This window comes from Mesorhizobium sp. B2-6-4, from assembly GCF_006441495.1.
Lineage (GTDB): Bacteria > Pseudomonadota > Alphaproteobacteria > Rhizobiales > Rhizobiaceae > Mesorhizobium.
In genome coordinates this window covers 129,458-152,096 of sequence record NZ_VFUE01000014.1, presented here as the reverse complement: position 1 = coordinate 152,096, position 22,639 = coordinate 129,458, and the positions used below count along the sequence as shown (strand labels likewise).

Annotated in this window: 34 protein-coding genes; 5 read left to right on the top strand and 29 right to left on the bottom strand. The window is 61.7% G+C overall.

Features of this window, described 5'->3' with window-relative positions:
* The first annotated feature begins 46 nt into the window (after positions 1 to 46).
* The 5 genes from FJ426_RS20700 (at position 47) to FJ426_RS20680 (ending at position 2,227) form a co-directional block, all read left to right on the top strand.
* A complete protein-coding gene (locus tag FJ426_RS20700; RefSeq protein WP_140579894.1) occupies positions 47 to 391 on the top strand; it encodes a hypothetical protein in 345 nt (114 codons plus the stop codon).
* Between the two features lie 57 nt (positions 392 to 448).
* Positions 449 to 682: a hypothetical protein gene (locus FJ426_RS20695; RefSeq protein ID WP_140579893.1), complete on the top strand. Its 234-nt coding sequence runs from the start codon at positions 449 to 451 to the stop codon at positions 680 to 682.
* Complete coding sequence (locus FJ426_RS20690) at positions 669 to 1,355, top strand: lysozyme (protein ID WP_246675577.1); 687 nt, start codon at positions 669 to 671, stop codon at positions 1,353 to 1,355. Before FJ426_RS20695 ends, FJ426_RS20690 begins: the two co-directional genes overlap by 14 nt.
* On the top strand, positions 1,355 to 1,669 hold the full coding sequence (locus FJ426_RS20685; protein WP_140579892.1) for a hypothetical protein: 315 nt from the start codon (positions 1,355 to 1,357) through the stop codon (positions 1,667 to 1,669). The genes FJ426_RS20690 and FJ426_RS20685 overlap by 1 nt, the downstream gene beginning before the upstream one ends.
* A gap of 258 nt (positions 1,670 to 1,927) precedes the next feature.
* Positions 1,928 to 2,227 (top strand): hypothetical protein, encoded by a 300-nt coding sequence (locus FJ426_RS20680; RefSeq protein WP_140579891.1) that lies wholly within the window; start codon positions 1,928 to 1,930, stop codon positions 2,225 to 2,227.
* A gap of 30 nt (positions 2,228 to 2,257) precedes the next feature.
* Here FJ426_RS20680 and FJ426_RS20675 read toward each other — a convergent pair whose 3' ends face one another.
* The 29 genes from FJ426_RS20675 to FJ426_RS20545 all read right to left on the bottom strand — a co-directional run bounded on the left by FJ426_RS20675 (position 2,258) and on the right by FJ426_RS20545 (position 22,639).
* Entirely contained in the window at positions 2,258 to 4,666 is a 2,409-nt protein-coding gene (locus FJ426_RS20675; protein ID WP_140579890.1) for a ribonucleoside-diphosphate reductase, read from the bottom strand.
* An 85-nt stretch (positions 4,667 to 4,751) separates the two neighbouring features.
* Entirely contained in the window at positions 4,752 to 5,306 is a 555-nt protein-coding gene (locus FJ426_RS20670; protein ID WP_140579889.1) for a hypothetical protein, read from the bottom strand.
* 62 nt (positions 5,307 to 5,368) lie between these two features.
* Positions 5,369 to 5,965, bottom strand: coding sequence for a dATP/dGTP diphosphohydrolase domain-containing protein (locus tag FJ426_RS20665; RefSeq protein WP_140579888.1), 597 nt, complete (start codon positions 5,963 to 5,965; stop codon positions 5,369 to 5,371).
* The gene (locus FJ426_RS20660; RefSeq protein WP_140579887.1) at positions 5,958 to 6,485 is read right to left on the bottom strand and encodes a hypothetical protein; all 528 of its coding nucleotides are present in this window, start codon (positions 6,483 to 6,485) and stop codon (positions 5,958 to 5,960) included. The genes FJ426_RS20665 and FJ426_RS20660 overlap by 8 nt, the downstream gene beginning before the upstream one ends.
* Positions 6,478 to 6,867, bottom strand: coding sequence for a hypothetical protein (locus FJ426_RS20655; RefSeq protein WP_140579886.1), 390 nt, complete (start codon positions 6,865 to 6,867; stop codon positions 6,478 to 6,480). The genes FJ426_RS20660 and FJ426_RS20655 overlap by 8 nt, the downstream gene beginning before the upstream one ends.
* Positions 6,848 to 8,848: an AAA family ATPase gene (locus FJ426_RS20650; protein WP_140579885.1), complete on the bottom strand. Its 2,001-nt coding sequence runs from the start codon at positions 8,846 to 8,848 to the stop codon at positions 6,848 to 6,850. The genes FJ426_RS20655 and FJ426_RS20650 overlap by 20 nt, the downstream gene beginning before the upstream one ends.
* Positions 8,841 to 9,071 carry a hypothetical protein gene (locus FJ426_RS20645; protein ID WP_140579884.1) on the bottom strand — a complete coding sequence of 77 codons (231 nt, stop codon included), beginning with the start codon at positions 9,069 to 9,071 and terminating at the stop codon, positions 8,841 to 8,843. Before FJ426_RS20645 ends, FJ426_RS20650 begins: the two co-directional genes overlap by 8 nt.
* Positions 9,061 to 10,032, bottom strand: a complete 972-nt coding sequence (locus FJ426_RS20640; RefSeq protein WP_140579883.1) for a metallophosphoesterase — start codon at positions 10,030 to 10,032, stop codon at positions 9,061 to 9,063. Before FJ426_RS20640 ends, FJ426_RS20645 begins: the two co-directional genes overlap by 11 nt.
* Before the next feature lies 1 nt (position 10,033).
* The gene (locus FJ426_RS20635; RefSeq protein WP_181176980.1) at positions 10,034 to 10,606 is read right to left on the bottom strand and encodes a 3'-5' exonuclease; all 573 of its coding nucleotides are present in this window, start codon (positions 10,604 to 10,606) and stop codon (positions 10,034 to 10,036) included.
* On the bottom strand, positions 10,582 to 11,004 hold the full coding sequence (locus tag FJ426_RS20630) for a hypothetical protein (protein ID WP_140579881.1): 423 nt from the start codon (positions 11,002 to 11,004) through the stop codon (positions 10,582 to 10,584). Before FJ426_RS20630 ends, FJ426_RS20635 begins: the two co-directional genes overlap by 25 nt.
* A gap of 100 nt (positions 11,005 to 11,104) precedes the next feature.
* A complete protein-coding gene (locus FJ426_RS20625) occupies positions 11,105 to 11,308 on the bottom strand; it encodes a hypothetical protein (RefSeq protein WP_140579880.1) in 204 nt (67 codons plus the stop codon).
* Positions 11,309 to 11,322: 14 nt separating this feature from the next.
* Positions 11,323 to 12,117, bottom strand: a complete 795-nt coding sequence (locus tag FJ426_RS20620; protein ID WP_140579879.1) for a thymidylate synthase — start codon at positions 12,115 to 12,117, stop codon at positions 11,323 to 11,325.
* Between the two features lie 8 nt (positions 12,118 to 12,125).
* Positions 12,126 to 12,401 (bottom strand): hypothetical protein, encoded by a 276-nt coding sequence (locus FJ426_RS20615; protein ID WP_140579878.1) that lies wholly within the window; start codon positions 12,399 to 12,401, stop codon positions 12,126 to 12,128.
* Positions 12,401 to 12,691: a hypothetical protein gene (locus tag FJ426_RS20610; RefSeq protein WP_140579877.1), complete on the bottom strand. Its 291-nt coding sequence runs from the start codon at positions 12,689 to 12,691 to the stop codon at positions 12,401 to 12,403. Before FJ426_RS20610 ends, FJ426_RS20615 begins: the two co-directional genes overlap by 1 nt.
* Positions 12,691 to 12,906: a hypothetical protein gene (locus FJ426_RS20605; RefSeq protein WP_140579876.1), complete on the bottom strand. Its 216-nt coding sequence runs from the start codon at positions 12,904 to 12,906 to the stop codon at positions 12,691 to 12,693. Before FJ426_RS20605 ends, FJ426_RS20610 begins: the two co-directional genes overlap by 1 nt.
* Positions 12,906 to 13,976 (bottom strand): hypothetical protein, encoded by a 1,071-nt coding sequence (locus FJ426_RS20600; RefSeq protein WP_140579875.1) that lies wholly within the window; start codon positions 13,974 to 13,976, stop codon positions 12,906 to 12,908. The genes FJ426_RS20605 and FJ426_RS20600 overlap by 1 nt, the downstream gene beginning before the upstream one ends.
* Positions 13,973 to 14,269, bottom strand: a complete 297-nt coding sequence (locus tag FJ426_RS20595; RefSeq protein WP_140579874.1) for a hypothetical protein — start codon at positions 14,267 to 14,269, stop codon at positions 13,973 to 13,975. The genes FJ426_RS20600 and FJ426_RS20595 overlap by 4 nt, the downstream gene beginning before the upstream one ends.
* On the bottom strand, positions 14,266 to 14,439 hold the full coding sequence (locus tag FJ426_RS31460) for a hypothetical protein (protein WP_181176979.1): 174 nt from the start codon (positions 14,437 to 14,439) through the stop codon (positions 14,266 to 14,268). The genes FJ426_RS20595 and FJ426_RS31460 overlap by 4 nt, the downstream gene beginning before the upstream one ends.
* Complete coding sequence (locus tag FJ426_RS20590; RefSeq protein WP_140579873.1) at positions 14,436 to 14,906, bottom strand: sigma-70 family RNA polymerase sigma factor; 471 nt, start codon at positions 14,904 to 14,906, stop codon at positions 14,436 to 14,438. Before FJ426_RS20590 ends, FJ426_RS31460 begins: the two co-directional genes overlap by 4 nt.
* Positions 14,903 to 17,617: a DNA polymerase gene (locus FJ426_RS20585; RefSeq protein WP_140579872.1), complete on the bottom strand. Its 2,715-nt coding sequence runs from the start codon at positions 17,615 to 17,617 to the stop codon at positions 14,903 to 14,905. The genes FJ426_RS20590 and FJ426_RS20585 overlap by 4 nt, the downstream gene beginning before the upstream one ends.
* Positions 17,614 to 18,384 (bottom strand): hypothetical protein, encoded by a 771-nt coding sequence (locus FJ426_RS20580; protein ID WP_140579871.1) that lies wholly within the window; start codon positions 18,382 to 18,384, stop codon positions 17,614 to 17,616. The genes FJ426_RS20585 and FJ426_RS20580 overlap by 4 nt, the downstream gene beginning before the upstream one ends.
* Positions 18,381 to 18,608 carry a hypothetical protein gene (locus tag FJ426_RS20575; RefSeq protein ID WP_140579870.1) on the bottom strand — a complete coding sequence of 76 codons (228 nt, stop codon included), beginning with the start codon at positions 18,606 to 18,608 and terminating at the stop codon, positions 18,381 to 18,383. The genes FJ426_RS20580 and FJ426_RS20575 overlap by 4 nt, the downstream gene beginning before the upstream one ends.
* Positions 18,608 to 18,871 (bottom strand): DUF2312 domain-containing protein, encoded by a 264-nt coding sequence (locus tag FJ426_RS20570; protein ID WP_140579869.1) that lies wholly within the window; start codon positions 18,869 to 18,871, stop codon positions 18,608 to 18,610. Before FJ426_RS20570 ends, FJ426_RS20575 begins: the two co-directional genes overlap by 1 nt.
* 93 nt (positions 18,872 to 18,964) lie before the next feature.
* The gene (locus FJ426_RS20565; protein WP_140579868.1) at positions 18,965 to 19,636 is read right to left on the bottom strand and encodes a hypothetical protein; all 672 of its coding nucleotides are present in this window, start codon (positions 19,634 to 19,636) and stop codon (positions 18,965 to 18,967) included.
* Positions 19,637 to 19,758: 122 nt separating this feature from the next.
* Entirely contained in the window at positions 19,759 to 21,384 is a 1,626-nt protein-coding gene (locus tag FJ426_RS20560) for a helicase-related protein (RefSeq protein ID WP_140579867.1), read from the bottom strand.
* A complete protein-coding gene (locus FJ426_RS31625) occupies positions 21,377 to 21,631 on the bottom strand; it encodes a hypothetical protein (protein WP_140579866.1) in 255 nt (84 codons plus the stop codon). The genes FJ426_RS20560 and FJ426_RS31625 overlap by 8 nt, the downstream gene beginning before the upstream one ends.
* A complete protein-coding gene (locus FJ426_RS20555; RefSeq protein WP_140579865.1) occupies positions 21,615 to 22,010 on the bottom strand; it encodes a hypothetical protein in 396 nt (131 codons plus the stop codon). Before FJ426_RS20555 ends, FJ426_RS31625 begins: the two co-directional genes overlap by 17 nt.
* A complete protein-coding gene (locus tag FJ426_RS20550) occupies positions 21,994 to 22,359 on the bottom strand; it encodes a hypothetical protein (protein ID WP_140579864.1) in 366 nt (121 codons plus the stop codon). The genes FJ426_RS20555 and FJ426_RS20550 overlap by 17 nt, the downstream gene beginning before the upstream one ends.
* On the bottom strand, positions 22,352 to 22,639 hold the full coding sequence (locus tag FJ426_RS20545) for a hypothetical protein (protein ID WP_140579863.1): 288 nt from the start codon (positions 22,637 to 22,639) through the stop codon (positions 22,352 to 22,354). The genes FJ426_RS20550 and FJ426_RS20545 overlap by 8 nt, the downstream gene beginning before the upstream one ends.

Below are 22,639 nucleotides of genomic sequence, written 5' to 3'. Positions count from 1 at the left end.
CCCTTGCCTTCAGCCCTATATTGCCGGGAGCGTTTAAGGGAACACCATGTCCACAGAAGAGCTCAAAGGGGTCGTCATCAACGGCAAGGTCATCTCGGCCATTGTCGGATGTGTCTCCATTATCGGCGTGCTCTTCAGCGCTGTCGGCTACGTGACCTATCAGGGCTTCGTGCTGACCCAGGCCAAGGAAGACATCGCCAAGCTGGACGCGAAGGTGGACACCCAGGTGGCCAAGCTCCAGGCTCAGCTCGAAGCTTCCAACCAGCAGACTCGCCAGGACTACAAAATGATCCTCGACAAGGTTGAGGCCATGACCGGCGAGATGACCAAGCTGACGATCGCAGTTGGTAACGTCCAGTACAAGCAGGACAACACGCCCTCGAAACCGTGATGCACAGCGCAGCACAACAGGCCGAACAATGACGGCCTTCGGTCCCATATAGGGGCCATGAAGAAGTGGCTACACCCTGACTGGAAGAAGAAGCTGCGACACGCGTGGAGCAACCGCTTCCTTGCGGTTGCCGGCATCCTCGCTGGCATGCAGGCCATGCTCCCGTATCTGCCGGCCTTCCTGACGCTCTCACCGCAGGTGATGGGCATTCTCACGGGTCTGGTCGTGGCCGGGGCCTTCATCAGCAGTGTTTTTGTCAGCCAGAAGGTTTTTCGCAATGCCGATCAATAAAATCGTGGCGACCAAGCGTGGAAAAGCCGCCGTCCTCGCTGCCCTCATTTTCGCAGGCGCCTCCGGCTGGCAGGCCGTCGATCAGCCTACGCCGGCGTACACGCCGCCTGCCGTTGTCCAGATGGTCCGTCCGGCCGTCGTGGCGCCTGCACTCACGCCCGAGAAGCTGATCCACCAACAGGTCGCGGCCGGCAAAGTCCCTCCGGCCGTCAAGCTGGCGGTCGAGGAGATGATCATGCCCTGGGAAGGGCTGCGCCTGACCGCGTATCTGGACACCCTCCCGAAGAAGCCTGTGTGGACCGTCTGCCATGGCGAGACCCTCAACATCAAGAAGGGGATGAAGTTCACGCGCGAGCAGTGCGTGGCCATGCTGATCAAGCGCGTCACCCACGACTACTATCTGCCGCTGGTCGACGGCGTGAAGGACTACGCGGTCGCTCCGGTGTCGGTACAGGCCTCACTGCTCTCAGGCGCCTACAACTACGGCGTCAAGGCCGCGAAGAACTCGACCGGCGCGGACTGGATCAGCAAACACAACTACCTCCGGGCCTGTTCCGCTCTGACCGCCTTCAACAAGGCCGGGGGTGTGCGTCTCGACGGTCTCGTCAACCGGCGTGAGAACGGGGACAAGAACCGCAAGGGCGAGGCCGAAATCTGCGTGAGTGGTCTCTGATGCCTGCCTGGTTGCAACTGCTCCTGCTCCGCGCCGGCATCTGTGTCGGCGTGTTCCTGGCCGGCTTTGGCTCCGGCTGGATGAAGTTCGAGAAGGCGGCCGAGATCGCCGCCCTCAAGAGCAAGGTCACGCAGCTGCAAACCAACGTCGCGATCCTCGAAGCCGACTCCAGCCAGGCTGTCGTCGATGCCGGGAAGCTCGCCCAATACGACAAGAACGCAAAGGAGCAGCGTGATGCGATCACGCCTAAGAAGCGCACTACCTGTTTTGACGGTGATGATGCTGACCGGGTGCGCAACCTCTGGAAAGGTTGAACTCCCCCCGATCCCAGAGGATCTCCGGACCTGCTTCGACACAATGGTCGGTCCGTTTCCAGAGGGGAAGCCGATCGACGACCTCATGGTCTTCGACAAGATCGACCAGTTCATCCGGTCGGACAGGACCAAGTCCAGCTGCGGGAAGCGACTTATCGCCATCATTGACGCGGCCGGTGACCCCAAAGCTCTGGCTAAACTGTTGCGTGAGAGCAGGGCGCGCACTAAATAGGTCTTCCTATAGTATTCGGGGGACCTATGAAAAAGCTCATCGCCGGTGCAGTCGTCATTCTCGCCGCGGGCACAGGCTTGGCGTACGCCCTGATGCCCTCGGGGCCAACCCACCAACAAGTTGAAGACGCCATCGCCGGCACCGGGAACGTCCAGGAGGTGGTCTCATCCTCGTGGGATCACGACAAGCTGATGGTTCTCGTCTCCTGGAAGGACCTCACGAAGGGCCAGTCGGCGGCCGAACAGCTCTGTCTGTTTTTCCCGCAGGTCAGCAGCATCCATTGGGACAATAAGGCGGGCGAACAGCATCGATATCAGTGCAAATGAAAAGGGCCGCTGACGCGGCCCTTTCGTTGATCACTTGTCGAAGTCGACCGGGCATGCGCCGCCGGCGCAGTCGATGTGGACCTTGTCCACGTCCTCGGCCATCTGCTCGTTGATGGCTGCGACGACCGCTTCATAGCGCGCCTTGGTGAGCGGCTCTTCCGGCTGGTACTCGTAGGATAGGGTCTCGACCTGGGGAAGGACCGCCACGGCGCGCACCAGGTTGATGTTGGCGTCCATGACCTTCGAGTATTCCTTGTAGCTCACCTTCTTGGGGTCGTACTTCAGGGTGTAGGAGACCTGGTTGCCGCCCTCACGGCCGATCCAGAACGTCTCCAGGAGGCGCAGCCAGCGGAACTGCTCCTCCATCGTGGCCTCGCCAGCGGTGGTGACCTCGCCACCCATGTTGCAGATGACCGGAGCCGTGGGGAAGCCCACGATCGTCGTGCCCTTGTAGCTCTGCAGCTCTTTCGTCGGGTAGCCCTTGGCGGCATACTCGGCCACCAGCGGGTCGTCAGAGCGGAACTGCACCCAGCGGAGATACTCCCGCATGGCCGGCAGGTGAGCGCCCTCGGTGAGGCCGAACAGCTTGCTGGTCGTGCCAGCAGGCTTGATTGTCCTGCGGGTGTGCGGGAACACGACGCCGAGATCCTGGCTATAGGTGCCAGCCTCTTCGTCGACGATATTGGCGAGCTCCCTCATGCGCAGCCAGAAGGGCATCGAGCGGACGCTGGGCGCCAGCATCAGATTGTGGTTGGCGTCCTGGATCTGGACGCCGTCACCATCCACCGCGATCAGATCCTTGAAGCTGAGCCCATACCGGCGCATCGCCCATTCCAGGATGCCCGTCAGGGACACGCCGATGCGGTTCGTGCGCTTGACCTCCCGGTCGTAGATCGAAGACATGAGGTTGGTGCGGATCAGGGCGCGCGTGATGTGGCGCACAGCCTGCTCCTCCTCCCAGCTGTCGTTGGCATGGAAGAGCGCCAGGTCGCCGATCACGCAGAAGGCGCCCAGGATGAAGAGCACGATCTCGCCGCACGGGTTGACGATGAACTGGTAGTGGTGGTCCATCACCAGCTCGGCCAGAGCGATCTGCATCTCCCTGAAGTCCTCGCCGCCGAACTTGGCGAACGGGTAGACCAGATAGTCGTCGGTGCCCTTGAGGTTGACGCTCAGCTTCGACACGTTGAGGAAGCCGGTCTCGCCGGTCAGGTCGTGGTACTGGCGGCGCTGCATCTCCTCGTTGAGCATGTAGGCCCAGCGCTGCTGATGGTTGAGCGCAATCCCATTCCGGATGAGGTTGCGCGCCTGGCGCAAGCATTCATAGAACTCGTCGTCGACCGCGACCGAGTTGTTCGAGGACCAGAGGAACGAGCCGTATTGCGGGAGGCCGGCCATGGCGTCGACCTCGTCCCAGCTCCGGCCGAGGAACTCGATCGGGCGCTTGAGGTCGATGAAATCGAATATGCCTGGGTCTTTCCAATACTTGGTCGCAATGCGCGCAGCGCGGCGGGCGCCACCGACCAGGACGCACTCGGCGAGATAGTGGTCGGCGATGATGGCGGCCTTCCAGCGGGGCATGTTGAGGTCGCGGAGGCGGGCGACGTTGGCGATCGCGCCCATGAGCGGGCCCGGGCCGGAGGCCGGCCGGTTCTGCATGCCCTTGATCGGCTCGCCGAACCCGCGGACCTCGGTATAGTCGAGGATCAGAACGTGATCGTGCTGCCCCTTGTAGGTGGCGACCTCGATCTGCTCGACGCCCTCGGCCCAGCCTTCACGGCTGTCACCGACCATGTGATAGATCGTCTTCTCGCCGGCGTAGAGGTGCAGAGCCTCACGGGGCGTCATGTAGCCTGTGATCAGGCCGGAGAGCACGTCAGGGTGGGTGTTGTCGATGACGCAGACCACGCGGGGCTGCTTGGTCCAGTCGACGAGCATCAGGGCGTCGTCGTAGCTCGAGCCCACGCCAGAGCCAGAGAGCAGCAGCTGGAAGGTCATGGCGCGGAACATCGCCGTGGAGCAGTTGGTGAAGACCTCCATCGGGCGGTCTTTCTGGCGGATGTCACCATGCTGCAGGTGGCGGCCGGAGAGGAGGATGGTGCCCTCCGCGATATGGTAGTTGAGCGGCTCCAGGTCGTGGCAGTACGGGTCGAGCGAGGTGTTGCCCTCGGCCACGCGTAGGGCAACGTCGGCCCATCGCTCGCGCCGGGTGTCCGGCTGGCGGCCCATGAACGGTGCGTTGTCGTCGTCGGTGATCTTGATCAGGGGGAAGGTGAGGCTCAACGCGGACCACCAGGACTTGTAGTCAGGGTCTTTGGGGTTGAGCTTGGCGAAGCGTTTACCAGCCCAGTCGGCCTTGGCTTCGTCGGTGAGGATGAGGCGGGAAACGGTACGCTCGGCAACGCCTTGGCCCATCCCCGGAAAGAAATCTCGGGACATAAAAAACCTCTCAGTTCGGTAGGAACTGAGAGGTAGGAAATCAGCATCTTGTATGTGAGTGATGCATTCTGCTCACCCTATAGTATCACCACTTTTTGCCGCCAACTCCCTTGCGGTGTTCGGCGGTGTGATCTTTCCTGACCTTGTTGAAGGCCGTCTTTTCGTGGTAGGCGCCACTCAGGTCGTAGCCCCAGTGCTGGGCATATTGCTTGATCAGGTCGAGGGCCCTGCGGATCTGCTCGCCGATCATATCCGGTGCGCAGTTGTTGTTGCAGAGATCGTGGACTTTGGTGATCGCCTTGCTGATCTTCAGAAGGGCTGCGCCCTTGTTGTTCGGCAGCGAGTAGAAGGGGATGGTTGTGTCTTCCGGCAGCGGGTAGCTGAACGCTCCGGCGAAATCCCCAAGCCGGATGATGGCATCAACCAACTCCACCTCCGGCATCGGGCGGTGTGGCAGCTTGTCGTCCATCAGGCCTTTGCGTTCGCCTTCCATCGCCTCGGCGATCTCCGAGAGCACGAGCATGATAAGCTCGCCCTTGTCACGGTCGAGACGTGCGCCCGTCTCCAGGTCGTGCCACCACTTCGCGTTGTTGGCGTGGCACTCGGCGGCGAGTTGATTTAGGGTCATTCCAGTGATCATTTGAAAACTCGTCTTTGAAGTGGGGGAGGGGTGGCCCCTGACGCGTGGCCAGGGGCAGGGGCTCACAGCGGGCGGCTGTATGGCCAGGGCGGGAACACGCTGGCGTCGAGGAAGCCGTCGACGAGGAAGCCGTCGACGACGGGGACAGGCGTGCCTTCAGCGGCGGTGTTTACTGGCGCGGGTTCATCCAGGGGGTAGCCATCGTCATCGAGACGGGTGATGACCGGCGGTGCCTTCGCGGTCGCCGCCTGCTGTCGCTGACGAACACGCTCAGCCTGGACGGCCTTCAGGCGCTCGACCCACTCCTCGCCTTGATGGAGAAGATCCGCTTCCACCTGAGACTTCCGGCGGTTGTCGATCAGAGTGCCGTGGGCCATGGCGTCGATCAGGATCGTGCAACACGCCTTGACCGCGCCGAGGTTCTTGACGAGCGTGTCGCGCGTCAGCTCCTCACCGACCTTCCAGAGTTGGAGGTGTCGCATCGCGGCCTCCACGTAGGTCATTGCCTCGACCTTGGTGTCACGCCAGTTGTGAGGCTCATACTTCAGGAGCCCGTCGTACAGGGCCTCCAGCTCCGCCAGCTGGGCGGAGAGCGGGATGTAGGCGAGCGGTGGCTTTTTGTCGCCAAAGGCGGCCTTCGGGTTGGTGGGCTTAGCCATTGAGCAGGCCCTCCTTGATGAAGAGCTTGCGCAGCTCAGTCTCGCACCGGCGCTCGCCCCAGAATTCGATTTTGACGTTGCCGAGCGGCTCCCAGAACTTGGCGCACCAGGGGTAGGCGAAGACCTGGAGCATCTCGTCGGCGCAGATGCGACGGTCGTATTGCTCGAGCTCCTCCATGTGCTCCCACGGCTCGTTGACCGCAGCGAAGATCACGCGGAGCATGGCCTTCTCCAGGGCGCTGTAGCCGTCGATCGCACGCTTGACCGGGTGCGCCAGGTCCAGCAGGCCGAAGCCTTCCGACTGGTCGTGCAGCAGCGCAGCTTTGCGCAGGTGCTTGGGCACCCTGCGGTAGAGCTTCACTAGATGCTCGGCCACGCGGTAGGTCTTGGTCGTGTGTCCCGAGTAGCGGGGCAGACGGCTCACGGCCTTGATGGATACGTTGAAATCAACGTCGCTGATCTGGAAGTCCAGCGGGTTGACCAGTTTCATGTTGCTGAGGAGGATGTCGGAGTCAGCCATGGAAGAACCTCCGCGGTGCGGTCGGTTTCCGGCGGGGGATCAGGTACTGGACGACCCAGCCCTGGTCGATCGACTGGGCCATCTCGTGAGTGCCCTGATCGAACTTGTGACGGGCGTCCTTCAACACCGCGTCGAACTCCGCTGTCCATTCGGTACCGCAACGCTTGATTGCGATCACGTGCTGGCGAACATGTGGCCGGCCGAGTTCCTTGATGTCGTCGGGCCGGGGGCATGCGGGGGGAAGTGTGGAGACTGCTGTTGGGCCGAAGCGGGCCACCAGCGAGTGGTATGGGATGGAAAGACGACGGGCGACCATCGAGAGATTGCCGCCCGTCTTCCGGATTTCTTCTTCAACTAGTTCGTCAATCAGTGTTCTTTTCATTTGCCTCAAGCTCAATGTAGTAATCGGCTTGAGGGTATTTGTGACTGACCAACAGGATCTGCGAGATACGACTTGCGAGATACTCTAGGGTAAGAGCAGTATTGTGCGCGCGATCGGCGTCCATTGAAGCGTCGATCTCGTCGCCCAGGAAGACCGAGAACACATTGTTGGTCAGGACCTGACCGAGACCGAGACGCAGCGAGAGGTTTGCCACGGCTTTGCCAGAGCCCGACAATGTGTTCAGCGGCTGGCCGTCGACAACGATCTCGAAGTTCTCGTCGACCTCGATCACATTGCGCTGCCCGCCGGTCATCCTTGAAATGTAGTGGCTTGCCACCTTGTTCAGGGATGGGATCAGGTGCTGTTTGACGAGCTTGCGCAGGATCGTCAGCGCCTCGCGACCCTTCCGGTAGCCCTGTTCCTTCTCGCGTCTCGCCTTGATCTCCTTCTGGCGCTCGGCGTAGGCCTTCTGCTCGCGCTTGTAGGTGGCGAGCCGGTCCTCGTAGATCTTGGCCGTGTCGTAGGCCTTCTCCAGCTTGGTGAGTTCGTGAGGTACCGAAGCCAGTTGAGCGGCACGTTCCTCATCGATCACGCGGTTGACCTCCAGCTCCTCCCAAGCCCTTCGACGATCATGGTAGGAGGAAAGCTCATGCTCGTAGGCCAGGCGGTCACGCCAGAGAGCGTTGAGCTCCTTGGACGTCGCCGAGGCCGGCTCTACGGCTTCGAGCTCTGCACGGCGTCCCTGAGCTTGGAGAGCGGCCTTGAACTCCGCCACCTGCTGGCGCGTATGCACCGGCTGGACAGCGTCCTTTACGCGTTCCCAATCGTCCCTGACCTTGTCGAACGCCTGCAGCTGGCGACGGGCCACGTCGACGTTGACCATGTCGGGCTTGCTCGGCCGCTCCAGGCCTTCCAACAGTTCCTCCGCCACGGACAGCTTTTCGGCTACCTCGTTGACACGCGCGGCCTCGATCGGCCACTCGAACGAGCAAGACGGGCAATTGTGCATTCCGACAGCACGGAGGTCGTCGTATTGCTTCCGAAGGTGGTCGCGCCTCTCGAACTGACGGATTAGTTCCACATCAGCATCGGCCTTCGCAATCTGCTCTGCCGTCATCGTGGTCGGGTAGTTCCGCCGGATCTTCTCGCGCAGTTCCCAATCGTCGATGCCCTCCTCGGAGAACTCCGGGGGAGGTGGCGGCAGGCGCTTGAGCTCGGCCTGGGCCTGCTCGTAGGCGCGGGCCATATCCAGCTCCTGCTCGATCTCACCCGCAGACTGATTGCAATTCGCAACCGGTTCCACGGGCTGCGCCTGCCGGGGTTGTGCAAGGCGGCCCTTGATCTGGTTCAGCTCGTCATTCAGGGCGCGGAGCTGCGCCACATTGCCGGCGATCTCCGAGCTCTCGACGTACCCTTCCGGCTGGTCCGGCTTGGTGGGCTTCACCAGACCGTCCTCCATGCCAGAGATCAGAGAGGCCAGGCTGTTGGCCTCCTGGCCGCACCACTTGGCCAAGTCGTCGATCGCCGACAGGCCGATGACGCTGTCGACCATGGCCTTGCGCTCGGTTGGCTGCATGGCGCCGAGCTTCTCGATGTCGCCCTGGTTGGCGACACAAGCGGTATCGAACACCTTCAGGCCGAAGCCGAGGATCTCGGTCACCTTGGCATTGACACCCTTCTGGCCGGTGGCGGCCGGGTTGCCGCCGCGGAACAGCTTGGCGGAGGTGATCGTCCGATCGACGGTCCAGGCCTCACCCTTTGTGGTGAAGGTCAGGGCGGCTTTCAGGTTCTTGTAGTCTTCGGCCTTGCCCCGCAACGCGGAGGTGCCGAAGAGACAGTACCGGATCATTTCCAGGATGACGGACTTGCCAGCTTCATTCGGACCGGTGATGGCGCCGAAACCCTTCTGGAATGAGAAATCCCCCGACAGGGTGCGGCCTGTCGAGGGAAAGGTGACGCTGTATGTGAGGTGGTTAAGCACTAGGCCACTCCTTGCATTTTCCTTGGGATCGCGCCTTGTTCACGGCGCTGATGACGATGTCGGGCATGGTCTCGGCGAAGGTCCTCGCCGCGAGCAGGAGAGGGGCATGTCCGAACGCGCCGGCGCGCTTCATCTCCTCGATCATGCCCACCTCGGCAGGATGGAGGCCCTCCGTGGAGAGCCACTCGTCCATCGCCCTGGTGATCTGGAGGCTATTCGGCAACTCGGCTCTCCTCGTATCGGGTCAGGATTTGCGAGCGGACTTCGTCCGGCACGCCGGCCTCCTCGAACGCCTGGCTGAACAGCCCCATCAGGTTGAAGTCGCCCATGACGACCTCCTCGGCTTCTTCGGCGTTGGTGCCGGCGCGCTGAAAGGTGAGCTGCAGGCAGTCCACCTCCACGTCGAGTCTCTCGCCGGGGGCGAGCAGGACGCGAACGCACTTGTCGCGGAGGTCTTTGCCGCCCAGCTCGTCGAGGGGGAGGGTGACGTAGATCTCGCCGTTGTCCTCGCCGTGGGCGTAGGGCTGCATCGAGCCGATCTGGACGACCTTGACGCCGTCTCGCTCGAACTCGTCCGGCAGGTGGACGTGGCCGGTGTAGGCGGTCTTGCAGCCGACCTCGGCCAGCCTCTTTGTCGGGATCATGTTGTCCTCGCCGAACAGCGTGTCCCAGTGGCCGAAAGCGACGTCGATCTTGTCGGTGACGAGCTCGCTCGCTGGGAGGGTAGGGTGGAAAGGAAAGAACCCGACCCGGTCGCCGCCGATCTTGGTGACGTAGCCATCACCGGTGTGGCGAATGACGTGGACATTCGGCAGGTGGCCGACGATCAGCTCGAACAGATCCAGCGCGCCCTTCTTCTCCAGGTCTCTGGAGATGTCGTGGTTGCCGGCGATGACGAAGTATTCCGTGTTCGGGTTCGTCCTGGCGGCGGCCAGATAGGCCCATGCAGCCTGGAACACGACGCTGTAGGGCACGGCCCACTTGTCGAAGAGGTCGCCCATGCAGATGAAGACGTCGTACTTGCCCGACCCCTTCAGGCGCTGCCGGAAATCCTCCATGACCATCTTCTCGCGGAGACCACGCTTTTCAAGCGAAACACCCCGGACGAAGGCTCGTCCGAGGTGCGGGTCTCCGAGAATGCCGACGCTGGCGGCGCCGATTTCAATCTCGGTTATGCGGTTCATTTTAGGCGGCTTCCTTTCTCAGTTCCTCGCGGGCGACGAAGATCGTCTTGATCTGGTGGAGGACGTCGTGCAGCGCGTTGTGGACGTCGCCGTTGAACGGCACGTTGATCTCCGGGTGATCGGGGTTCCCGCGCAGGCCGGCGATGTAGCTGTTCATGTCGCGGGCGTAGCGGTAGTGGAACGGCAGGTGGAGGTTGAACTGCCGGAAGTAGGACTGGATGAACGAGTAGTCGAAGCTCGTCGGCTTGCCCCAAAAGCGCAGCGGCGCATCCGATGGCGCACGGCCCTTGTTGGCCCACTCCTGGAAGGCCTTGAGCACGAGGAAGGGATCCTCCATGCGGGCGCAGATCTGCTGATAGACCTTGAGGTTCTTGCCCTGCCAGAAGGCGCGGGTCGACTCCTCCCAGAAGCGGCCGGGGGCGACGATCAGCGCGCGATCGAACATGTCAGAAGCGTCGACCGTCATGGTCACGGCGTTGAAGCGCACCGCGGCGATCTGAATGATCGCGTTGTGCTCGGGATGTGTGCCGGTCGTTTCGATGTCGACCATCACGTCAAGATTGCGAGTTTCCATTTGTGCCTTTCGAGTTCTTTCCAGGTCAGGGAGCGTGCCGAATGGTCCCGGATCATCGAGTAGGGGATGCAGAACCATTCGTCGGTGGGGATCCTGTGGATGTAGACGAGGTAATCGCCGTGAGCCGCCAGGATCATGGTGGCCATCGCAGAGGGGATTTTCCGGAGCAGAGAGAAGCGAAACGCGGTGTCGTCCTGGGTGGACTTCACCTCGGCGAAATGGACGCCGTTGTGGGCGACAACATAGTCGCTCGGGGCCGATCGGGTGAACCCGATCACGCCGGTTCGACCGCGGACTTCAGCCGCGTCGACCACTCTCCAGACCCAGGCTCGTTTGCCGAGCTTGTTCCAGATACGCTCAAATTCTTGTTCGGAGGATTTTCCAGTGTTCTTAGCCATCAGGGGCGCATATGGGCGCCCCTGATGTTGTCGAGAATGCTAGATCTTGTTGGTACTATAGGGGAAGATTAGTTTCCCCGCGCAGCAGTGGCTGCTGTCATCAAACGGCCTTTGGATCGACCTTCTCCACGATGTCCAAAAGTTTAATCCGAAAATTGCGTGTTTGCGCTTTGCCCTCGGCAAACCAAAGACATGTTGCCACACCCCCGCTATCCACTGCCAGGGTTGGCAATTCCTCGATCACCATGTCCGGTCCTCGGACCCCGCGGACGCGAACAATGGTGCCGACCTTAAATTCTGCCATGCCCAGACTCCTTGCTAAATCGCTATTGGCGCGGCGATGCTAGCGTCGGCCACGTAGTTGTCCAGCCGGAAATCCTCGAACCGAAAGGCGAAGATATCCTGGACGTCCGGGTTGATCCACATCGTCGGCAACGGCTTCGGCGTGCGCCGGAGCTGTTCATGAACCTGCGGGAAGTGGTTCAGGTAGATGTGGGCATCACCCAACGTGTGGATGAACTCCCCAGGCTGCAAACCGGTCACCTGGGCGACCATCATCGTCAGCAGGGCGTAGGACGCGATGTTGAACGGCACGCCCAGGAAGATGTCGGCCGAGCGCTGGTAGAGCTGGCAGGACAGCCGGCCTTCAGAGACATAGAACTGGAACAGGCAGTGACACGGTGGCAAGGCCATGTCGTCGACCTCGGCTGGGTTCCAGGCAGTCACAATATGCCGGCGCCCGTTGGGGTTCCCGATGAGATCAGTGACGACGTTCCGGATCTGGTCGATCTGGCCGCCGGCCGGGTCTGGCCATGAGCGCCATTGCTTGCCGTAGACCGGGCCGAGTTCACCATTTTTGTCGGCCCACTCGTTCCAGATCGTGACGCCATGGTCGTTGAGATATTTGACGTTGGTGTCGCCGGCCAGGAACCAGAGCAGCTCGTGGATGATCGACTTGAGGTGAAGCTTCTTCGTCGTCAGGACGGGGAAGCCGGCGGCGAGGTCGAAGCGCATTTGATAGCCGAACACCGAACGCGTGCCGGTGCCAGTGCGGTCGCCGCGGTCGACGCCGTTGGTGAGGACGTTGCGGAGAAGGTGGTGGTATTGTTGCATGTCTTTCCTTATCGATAGACGGCGTAGAGGGCGGGGGCGAGCTTCTGAGGCTTCTCGCCGAGGGTGACGAGCTCGAAGCCCTGGCTCCCGTCTCGCCAGTCGCCATGTGTGTCGCGTTTGATGATCCGGACCTGGGCGGCCTCGCCGGCAAACCTGGTCTTCTCGAACCCGACGACGGTACCGATCCATTGAAAATTGTGGTCGGTTCCCATGCACCCGTCGCACCGGAAGCAGATGATCAGCGAGTTCCTGAGCTTGCGTTTCAGGATGAGGTTGTCGAACATCAGGCGATCACCTCCAGCGGCTGGCTCGGGAAGGTGCCGCCATAGTCGAGCAGCATCATCCTGAGCGTCTCCGATGAACCGACGAGCGTCGGATAGAAATCTCGACCCGTCCCCACAGCGACAAAGATCTTGCCGCCATTGTGGTTGATTACGGCCACCTCTTCGGGCGTCAGCTGCCAAGCACTTACAACGAAGCGCCCGTTCGTGAAGAAGTGGCCGGGGAGGATATCGTCCCGGCCTGGAGGGGCGGCGATCGGCTTGGAGCCGACGAAAGGTGCTGGGAAGCCCATCAGCGTTTCCTCATCATCTTCTTGAGCTCGGCCTGCATCCGGCGGCGCTGCGCGCGGTTTCCTTGGCCGCTCGTGGCGGCCTTGGAGAACTGCTGGATCTCCTGTCGTTCGAGGCGACCGGCCAAGTGAACTTGCTCCAGCTCGAATGAGCGGCGGTTTTCCTCGCGGAAGGCCTGACGCATGGCCTCCCGCTGCTCTACGCTAATCGTATCCATTAGAGACGAGCTCCTTCATGGAATTTGATGGCGACCGGGAACCGCGGGATGCCATCGCCGGTCGGGGTGAAGAACTTGATCGTCGCCTGGCGGCCAACCCAGACATCAGCCTCCTCCAGCAGCTGGCGGCAGAAGTTCTGCGTGCCGGCGATGCCGGCGCCGAAGGTGCGTCCGTCCGGCAGCTCGACCGTGAGGCGCTTAGCGTAGCCCGACCAGTTGCCCTGGCCTTCGACGACCTCGACGATCTTGAACTCGGCGTCCTGGAACTCCTTACGCTTCAGGAGGTGGGCCGAGCGCTTGCCGATCTCGTATTCACCGTCCACGCGCCCCATCTGGCCTTCCCAGCCCTCGCCGAGGAACTCCTCGTAGTCCTTGTCGAACATCGCCTGGTTGAAGGCGATGCGGGTCTCGACCGGGAACAGGTGGGTGCAGCCCTGCAGCATGGCGTTGTAGACCGGCGCGCGCTGGAAGAATGTGCCGTCGAACGAGGGGATGTCATAGACGTGATACTGGACCACACCAGCGGTCGCCGGGTTCGGCTCCTGCTTGCGGACCAGCGAGACGATCTGCTCGAAGTCGGCCTTCAGGTCGTGGTTGTAGAGCTCGCCGTCCAGTATCAGGTCGGGGTCGGCGGCGAAGAACGGCGCCAGCTCCTCCTCGATATGCGGGCAGGAGACGATCGGCTTGCCCTGGCGGGAGAACAAGCCCTCGGCCCGGGCGATGCAACGGATGCCGTCCAGCTTCGGCTGACTGGCGATCGGGAACTTGGTCTTTCCGGCCTTGTAGCCCTTGGCGAGCATCGGCTCGAAGAAATTCGGCGTGGCGCAGGCCTCCGGCGTCCGGTGATATTGGCGCTCCAGCTTCTTGCGTTCCTCGGCCTCGGCCTCGAACCGAGCCTGGCCCTCGTTGGTCTCCTGGCTCTTTGCGTAACAGACAGTCCAGTCGGTGGGCGTCTGGGCGCCGTCCACGAGGCCGGAGATCGAGCGCCAGCTGTTGCGGTCGACTTCGTATCGCCAGCTGCGGAGGCGGCCCTGGGTGTCGAGCTTGTAAATGGGGTTGGATGAGATCACTGAGCAGTCCTTCGGTTGCGGTAGACGTCGTTAAGGGTTTCGGAGACGCGGCCGATCGACACGTTGTGGTGTGTGGCGATCTCGTGGAACGTCGCGTCGGGGTTCTCGTGGGCGTAGCGCTTGATCCGCCGGCGCAATCCCTCTGTTAGGGCCGACGAGGTGCGACGGGCTTTCCGGATGGGCGAGGCCCGAAACATCTCGTTCTCGATGATTTCGATGATCTCGACGCCAAGCTCGATTGGGGCGCGGTCGGCAATCGCCAAGAGTTTAGCCCTGGCGGTGATGATGCTCACTGGTAAGCCTCCTTCGTTGGTGTAATGGCGAAGCGCCAGTTGGAGCCTTCGGACTTGTTCTCCTCGATCTCCAGTTTCATACGTTCGAGCAGGGCGACGACGTCGTCGTCCAACTCGAGAATGTTGTCTTGGTCGTCACGGATGTGACGGGCGATCAGCTGCAGTTTCATGTCAGTGCTTTCTCCAGTTTCGTTCTTGCTCGACTGACCCGGCTCTTGATGGTCCCTTCGGGCAGGTCGAGCATCTCTGCGGCCTCGCCGTATTCGTGACCCAGCAGCCCCACCAGGTAGAGGGCTTGTTGCATCTTCAGTGGGAGGGTGATGAAGGCGTCCAAGAAGTCCCGAAAGTCCTCCCGGGGTTCCTGTGGAGCGTCCATGGCCATTGCCATGGTGTGATGGTCGTCCGGGTCGTCCAGGATGCGTCCATCACGGCGCTTACTGCTGATGAACTGGTTTCGCAGGATGGTGAATGTCCACGCCGCGAGGTTTGTCCCTGGCCGGAACTGGGTCCGGTTGGTGAGAGCTCTCACCATGGTATCCTGCAGAAGATCCTCGGCCCCATCGATCGTGCGGGCGAGTTTCATTGCCTGCCGGAAGAGGTGGGGCCGCAGCCCCACCAGTTCCTCCTCAAATGTCATGCTGCTTCCTTGATGAGCTTGCGTTTCTGGAACATCAGGTAGTCGACGACCGACAGGACGTGGTCGTCGCCGAGGCGCTGGCCCGCGGTGTCCTCGGGCAGAACGCCGGGGAGCTTGGGCGCCTCGTAGAGCTCGATCTGGCCAGCCGGCGCCTTCTTCGGGTCGTAGGGCTCGAAGGTGACCCCCAGTGCCGGCGAGCTGTCGAGCTTGCAGGCCTTGAAGATGTCCGGGTGGTTGTTCATGCACTCGCCGAGCATCTGGATGCCGTCGAGCACATGCTTGTGGTGGATCGAGAACACGAGTTCGTCGTGGATCGGGACCATGAGCCGCATGATGCGGAAGTCCCAGCCCATCTCCTTCATCCGAGCCATGACTCTGATCGCCGTACGTTTGGCGATCGTGGCGCATGTGCCCTGGACGACCGAGTTGACACCCTGGTTGAACGCCCGTTTCTGGATCTTCTTGGCGATCCAGTGGACGAGCGCGTTGTAGGTCGCCATCTCGGCGCCGTTGCCCATGTCGAACTTCTGCTTGAACGAGATGAGCCACTGGTTGGTGGCCTCGTAACGGACGCGACGGTGACCGTCAGGCAGGTAGACAACACCCTCACGGGCGATCTCTTCGATCAGGCCAGTGCGCCACTGCTCGGCGACCGAGAAGCGATCCCGATACATTTCGGTCGCCATCTTGGTCTTTTCCTGCGACCAGCCCATCCGCTCGCCGATGGTCGCCAGCCAGCCCGAGAACCAGTAGTTGAAGTTCGAGTTCTTGCCAGCCTCGGTACGCCAGTATTTGTAGGCCTTGTCCGGCTGGAGCGGCTCGCCCTTCAGGTTGGTGAAGAGCCGATCGTGGTTGTTAAACTTGGCGCCAAACTCCTCCAGGAAGGTTTCGACGTTGTCGTATTTGGAAAGCGCCTTGAAGGTCGTCTCCGTCAGGCCTTCGCAGTCGGCCGCCAGCACCGCCGTCGCCGAGCCGGTGTGCAGATCCTTGTGCGGGATCTGGCAATAAGCGTCGATGAACGTCGGATCCTCGCTGAGCTCGCCGATGATGACCAGCTCGATAGCCGACCAGTCGCGCGAGAGAACAAGGTGCTCGTCGTCGTCGCCTTCGAAGAAGCCACGGACGTAGGTGCTCTCACCACGCTTGGCGAGCTGCATGGCGTTCGGATCTTCACAGGCCATGCGCCGAGACGCCAGCATGGAGGTGACGGTCGGGTACATCCGGCCGGTCTCCGGGTCGGTGAGCTGGCTGTAGGGCGTCAGGTACAGCTTCATGCGCTGTTCGATGCTGGCGAGCTCGCCCATCGACACGAGGAGGTTCTTGGCCGTCTCGTGGCCGTCCTCCTTGAACCGGTCGATCAGCTTGCCGCGCGCCTCAGCGTCCGACTGGGTCTTGTTCTGGTTGACGATGACCTTCGTGCCCGTCAGGTCATAGAAGATCGTCCGCATGGGCATGTAATGCGAGAGGTTGACGCCCTTGGGCTCGGGGTCGCCGTTCTCGTTGGCCCAAGCGTTCGACACCGCACCACGAACCTGGATGCACTGCTTGTAGGCATCCGGCCAATCAGGCAGCTTGCACCAGTCCTCGATCTGCTTGCGGTATTTGTCGGCGCTCTTCTGATACCAGCTGTCGCGTTTCTCGAGACCGGGGTGTTTCTCCTCGGGGAACGGCAGGAGCTCCTTGACGCTGGACTTGGTCTTGCGGAGCACCTCGGCGGTGTTCTCGCGCTCCTCGGCGCGGCGGGCCAGGATGTTGTCAAAGTTGACCTTCATGCCCACCTCGCGCATCTGCGCAAAGAGGTGGATCATCGGGTTCTCCTGCTCGAAGAACGTCTGCGTGACGCCACGGTTGGTGTCGACCATGTACTGGAGCAGGCGGCGGAAGAGACGCAGAGCCCAGTAGGCGTCGTCGGCGCCATAGGCGGCGACCTCATCACCCGTCAACTGGCCCATGTGGGCCTTGTCGCCGAGGACTTCGTCGAACGTGGTCATGTTGTAGCCGAACCACGACTTGACCGCCTTTTTCAGGCCGTAGCCGTAGGCAAGGTCGTTGACGTAGCCGTTGTAGCTATGCGCCGCCTTCGATTGCTTGCCGATGATCGAATAGACGATCTCGGCCAGCCGGCTGTCGGTGAACTCTCCCTTCTCGGGGTCGAAGCCGCCCTGCGAGCAGAGCTGCATCATCTGAGTGATCAGCGGGGCGAACGCACCGCGGCCGGCATAGCGGAAATTGTTGGGATCGTATTCGTCGGGGCCATAAGCCGACACCGCCATCTGCAAGGTGCAGATGATCTCCGGCAGGTCGTAGCCGAAGCAGGACTTGAACGCGCTGAGCTCGTAGGGCGCGTTGTGAGCGATCCAGTAAGCATCGCCGGCCTTGGCGTCGAGCACGGCCTTGGCGGCGTCCCACGGGACGCGGTTCTCGACGTCGGCGTGCGCCAGGTTGAGATAGTAGGCAGTGTCCGAATTCTCCGGGTAGACCGAGAAGCCGGTCATCACCGTCCGGCGCATGTCGAAGACCAGCTTCTTCGCCTTGGACTTCTTCCGGCTGACCGGGTCGACGCTCATGAACTGGTTCAGGCCGTCGTGGCGCGCATCGTCCTGGGTTTCGCAGTCCAGACCGTTGAAGGGGGTGGCCTTCACCTGGCTGACGATGTGCGGGATCAACTGGTCGACGTTGCGAGCGTCGACCAGCACGGTCTTGATCGTCATTGCATGAACTCCTTGAGGGCTTGGTCGGCCTTGTAGAAATCGGGCTGACCGATGATGGTGTGCTCAGTGACGAGGTCTTCCGGCACGTCGAGGAACCCGATGATGTCCCAGTAGGCCTTGAACTGGTCGGGGTTCTCTTCGAGCCAGCTGACCATCTTCGGCTGGAGCTTGATCTGTTTCTGCCAGCCATCCTGGCCGGCGAAGATCATGTCGGTGGCGCGCTGGAGGCGCCGTGGGCCGTTCTCCTCCCACAAGCTCTCGCCGAAACGGGGTACGCCAGGGATCTTGTCCGAGCTGTCCCCGACCCAGGTTTTGTAGAGGCGGGTGTCCTTGGGTTCGACGCCCTTCAGCGGGTTGGCACCACAGACGACGTTCTTGGGGAACTCGCCGACGAGCTGCCACATGTCCTTGTCGTTTGAGTAGATCGCGACCAGGGCACCCCGGGCCGCGTAGCGGCGTGCAAGTAGCGCGATCACGTCGTCGGCCTCGTAGCCGGGGACCTTGATCTGTACCGCCTTCGAGTGCTCCAGTGTCTTTTGAGTGAGGTGGAAGCCGTTGTAGATGCCGGTGTCCGGTGCCTTACGGCCGACCTTGTAGCCGGGGAAAATCTCGCGGCGTTTCTGGCTTCCCTTGGGTCCGTCCCAAACACAGATGACTGGATCGGGACAGGCGAACACGTCCTGCATGAAGTTGCGTGGTGCCAAGCCGGAGACATCCGTTTCCAGCTCGACACGCAGGTACGAGTTCATGTCGTAAACGCGGATCACCCGAAAATCTCCAGGTAACGCGCGTTGAGATTGAGCTCCCCGCCGGGGTATCGGAGCGTCCCGGCGGTGATCGTGCCTAGCTGCAGATCAAGCCCTGATAGCTGCTTGACGGCGACCTCGTCGGCGGTGACCAGAACCGGCGGCTTGGCCGCCGGTTTGATCGCAGACGAAGCGGGCAGGACAGCAGCCAGCCCGAGCGCCTTGAGAAAGGAGCGGCGCTGCATCAGTCGGCCGCCGCCATCCCGAGCGCTTCCTCGTACAGATCCAGGATCGAGTCCTGTTCCTGGCGCTCGTCGGCGTCCAGCTTGCGACGGGCGATGATTTTGCGAATGGCCTTTTTGTCAAAGCCGGTGGAACCCGCCTCGGCGTAGACCTCCTTGATGTCGTCGGTGATCGTGGTCTTTTCCTCTTCGAGGCGCTCGATGCGCTCGATGAAAGCTCGCAGCTGTCCAGCGGCCACGGTCTGGCTGTCTTCGGTGGTATCCATGTTTGTTCTCCGGGAGTTGAAACAAAAAGGGCGGGACTTGCGTCCCGCCCAGGCTGGCCGGGTGAAAGGATGAGAAGCCCCGGCTAAACTCGGTTAGCCAACGACCGTGTAGTCGCGGAAGTCGAGGATGCCCCAGGTGTTGCCGTTGGAGGCCTGCTCCAGGTAGCCCACCGTGACGTCGATCGTGTCGCCGGCCGGGTCGTTGCCGTCCTTCTGCATCTGCTTCACCAGCTTGGCGAAGCTCTTGAAGCCGGTCGTCGAGAACGAGTGGCCGAGGATCGTGCCGGCGGTGACCGTCTCGTCCTTCAGCTTGATGTCATCGAGCAGTTCCAGCTGGATGTCGGCCGACCGGTACGGGCGGGCCTTCGGGTCCACCGCGCGGGCCTCCGACAGGGCCTGAGCCCAGGTCGAACCGTCCGTGGTCATCACGCGGTCGTAGGTCTTGCGGTAGGTCGCCGGGTTGCCGTACTTGACCGACTCGCTGTAGGCGACGTCGCTCAGGTCGATCCGGACTTTCATTTCCTCCAGAAGCGGCTTCTTCGCGCCGATCTGCAGGCCATGCTCGTTGACCTTGAGCCACTCGTCGACAACGACGGCACCCGCCATCGCGTCGTCCAGGCCCATCGGGCGACCAGCCTGCGCGACCGCACCCTGGCTCGGCGAAGCAGTGGTAACGGCGTTGGCGCCGTTGTGCTGAGCGTTGTCCTGGGGGATGGCAGCGGCGGCTTGGGTAGCCTGAGCGATGGCATTGTCGATATTGTTCATGAACAGTTCCTTCGTGTTTGCGTTTTCAACACCGCTTCGTGCGGTGAACTTGAAATAAGAAAGGCCCGTCGAATTACGACGGGCCTTTTCTTCTTGTCCTAGAGTACCGGTGTGATTGTTTTCTATGCGGCCTCTTTTAGTTCCTCTCCTCCTTCGATGTTGTGCTCGTAAAGCTTGAGCACCTCGTGCGTCGGATCCACCTTGTGAGCGTCCAAGCTCTTCTGGTAGATGATGAACGTGATCCGGTTATCCAGGCTGTCCTCGTACAGCAGGACCGTGATGCGCAACGGCGAGCCACGCTTGCCGCGGATTGCACGCCGGTAGGCCTGCAACACCGTGGTGTCGAGGAAGTCCAGCGAGGCGAAGATCATGTGATCGACCTCCTGATCCCCACAGAACTGCCAGTTGAAGCCGACGTCGGCGACGGCCGGCGAGGCGATGATGCAGTTCAGGCGCCCCTCACGGAACGCCAGGTCGATCTCACCGCGCTGCTTAGGCGTAACGTCGCCATTCAGGATGTCTGCCTTCAGTCCGTAGGAGCGGGCCAGCTCCAGGATCCGATATTGCTGGGGCTTGAGGGCGGCGTAGACGATCACTGGCTTGCCGGTGCGGGCGTGGTCCTCGAAGTGGAGATCGAGGCGTTCCTCCTTCCCGCAGCGGGCACCCTTCATGATGTCGATCGTCTTCCCGCTCTCAGGGTCGGAGAGATCCGGGAACGCGTTCGGGTGCTCCATGATCTGGCGGGCGCGGATGAAGCCGACACCCGGCTGGGTGCCGTCGAGATAGAACTTGTCGAGTTCGACAAATGCGTCGTCCTTGAACTTGTCGTAGATCTCGCGTTGCTTCTCGGACATCTGGACGTATTCGGGGATGATGACCTTGGCTTCCTTGCCGTAGACCATCTCGAACGTCCGGCGGATGCCGTGCTTGCCGAAGATCGCCGACAGCTTTTCGTGGTTGCGCCAGGCCTTGAGCTTCCCGGTGATCGGGTCCTCGATCGAGTGGTAGTAGTAGAAGCCCTTGTAGGAGGGATAGTAGCGCGGCTCGATGATGCGGATCGCCGGATAGGCGCTGTCCAGGCGGCCGGAGACGAGCGTGCCGGTCATGCCGCCGAAATACTCCATCGGCCCGCGGAAGAAGCTGTCGTAGAAGCCCTGCGTGCGCTGCGAGGCATCTCCTTTGTATCCCTTGTGGATCTCGTCGACCTGAACCGCCTTGACGAAGTCAGGCAGCGCCTCCCAGTGGGTCGAGAAGGCATCGAAGCCCATCAGGAACACCTTGGTGTTGCCAGGGTTGGCGAGCTCATAGGGCAGCTTGGTGCGGGCCTGGAGCATTCGGCGGTCGATGGTCATGTCCGCACGGGCCACGCCGGTCTCGCGGAGGGCCTTGAAGCTGGCATTCTGAGAGCCGATCAGCTTGTACTTGCTGCGGCTGTGATCCCATTCCATCAGGGTCTCGGCCAGCTTCTTCTGGGCGGGGGACAGAGGCCGCAGCCCCGTGACGATCGTCACCTCATCGGGCTTGAAGTTCGTGAAGCGGAGGATCTCGTCCCTGTTCTTCTTGAGCAGGGAAAGGGGCATGACGAACGCAGAACCTACGCCATGCTCCTTCCACAGCCACCACTGATACACGCAGACCGAGGGGGTCTTCCCCGTGCCCGGGTCGGACAGGTTCAGCCACTTCGGATTGCGGATATAGTAGGCGAGGTCGGCGATCTGGTAATCGCGGAGCGATACACCATCATCCATTCATCAAATCCTTGCAGTTCCTGCGGACCTCGTCCGCTTCCTGATTGTCGCCGTAGTCGCAGTCGCCACACTTCGAGCAGACGTTGACCGGGACGGAGCACCAGCAGTCCGGGGTGCATCCTGCGTTGGACCCACCATAGGACTGCCACTGGTGGCCGTGCTCACGGCACGGCCCCTGGGCGATCTCGCGCTCTATGCGGGCGACCTCGGCGCGGGCGGCTTCTAGTTGGTCAGCGAGCTCGGACATGTCGAAGCTCGTCAAGGATGATCGGAGGGACCGTGTTCTCTGCCGATTTGCAGGCTTCGAGGTTCTCGACCGAAGCACCACAGAGGGTGCATGGGTTCGGCTCCTCGTTGTGGCAAGGGCAGCGCTTCTCAGCCCAATCCAGCGTCATCTTGACGACCGCCGCCAACTCCTTGATCCGCTCGTAGGGATCACCCTGCTGCCAGCCGGTGTTCATGCAATCCGAGCAGCCGTACGGCTCCGGAGGCTGGATCACACAACTCATGCAGACGCCGGCCCGCTTGCAGGCCAGCTTGTACGCGTCACGCTCGCCAAGCGCGCGATCGCGCTCCCGGATCACCTCCCAGAGGAGTTCCTTGTCAGATTTACCCTTGTGGTGCATTGAAGAATTTCTCCGCTGCTGCGAGCACGATCTCGGCGTGCGCAAGGTAATGTTTCAGGTGCTGGACCTGGCGGCGCTTGCGGATCAGGAATGACTCGCGCGCCTGTTCGATGGTGGGGTAAGCCCAGCGCTTACCGGCGCCGTTCAGGACGAAGCGCCCCTGACCGTAGTCGTCGAGCCAGACGCCCTTCGGCGTCTCGCGCAGGACGCGATAGCGGGAGAGGTGGATGCTGGTGCGGTTGGAAGCGCTGTCCTCGTATCGATACCAGCCGTCGTCGGCTCGGCTCTCATAGAGATCGACGTCGGCGGCCGAGGCTTTCTGCTCCTCGGGAAACAGGAGGTCAGCCATACTTCTGATCCAGCGCTTTGAGTTCGGCCTCAGCGCTTTCCCTGACGGTCTGGATCACAGCGCTCATCTTCATCGAAACGTGTTCGTCGAGCAGCTTGATCACGTCCTTGTACCCGATGCAGGACGACGCGTAGTGGCCGCGGAACTCGGGGAAGATGTCGATGTCCCGGCCAGTGTCCTCGAGCCAGTGCAGGGCTCGTTTGATCAGGGCGTAGCGATCAGCATCACGTGTCGTCTCCTCCGCCTTGGCGCGAAGGAGCTGTTCGATTTCCAATCCCAT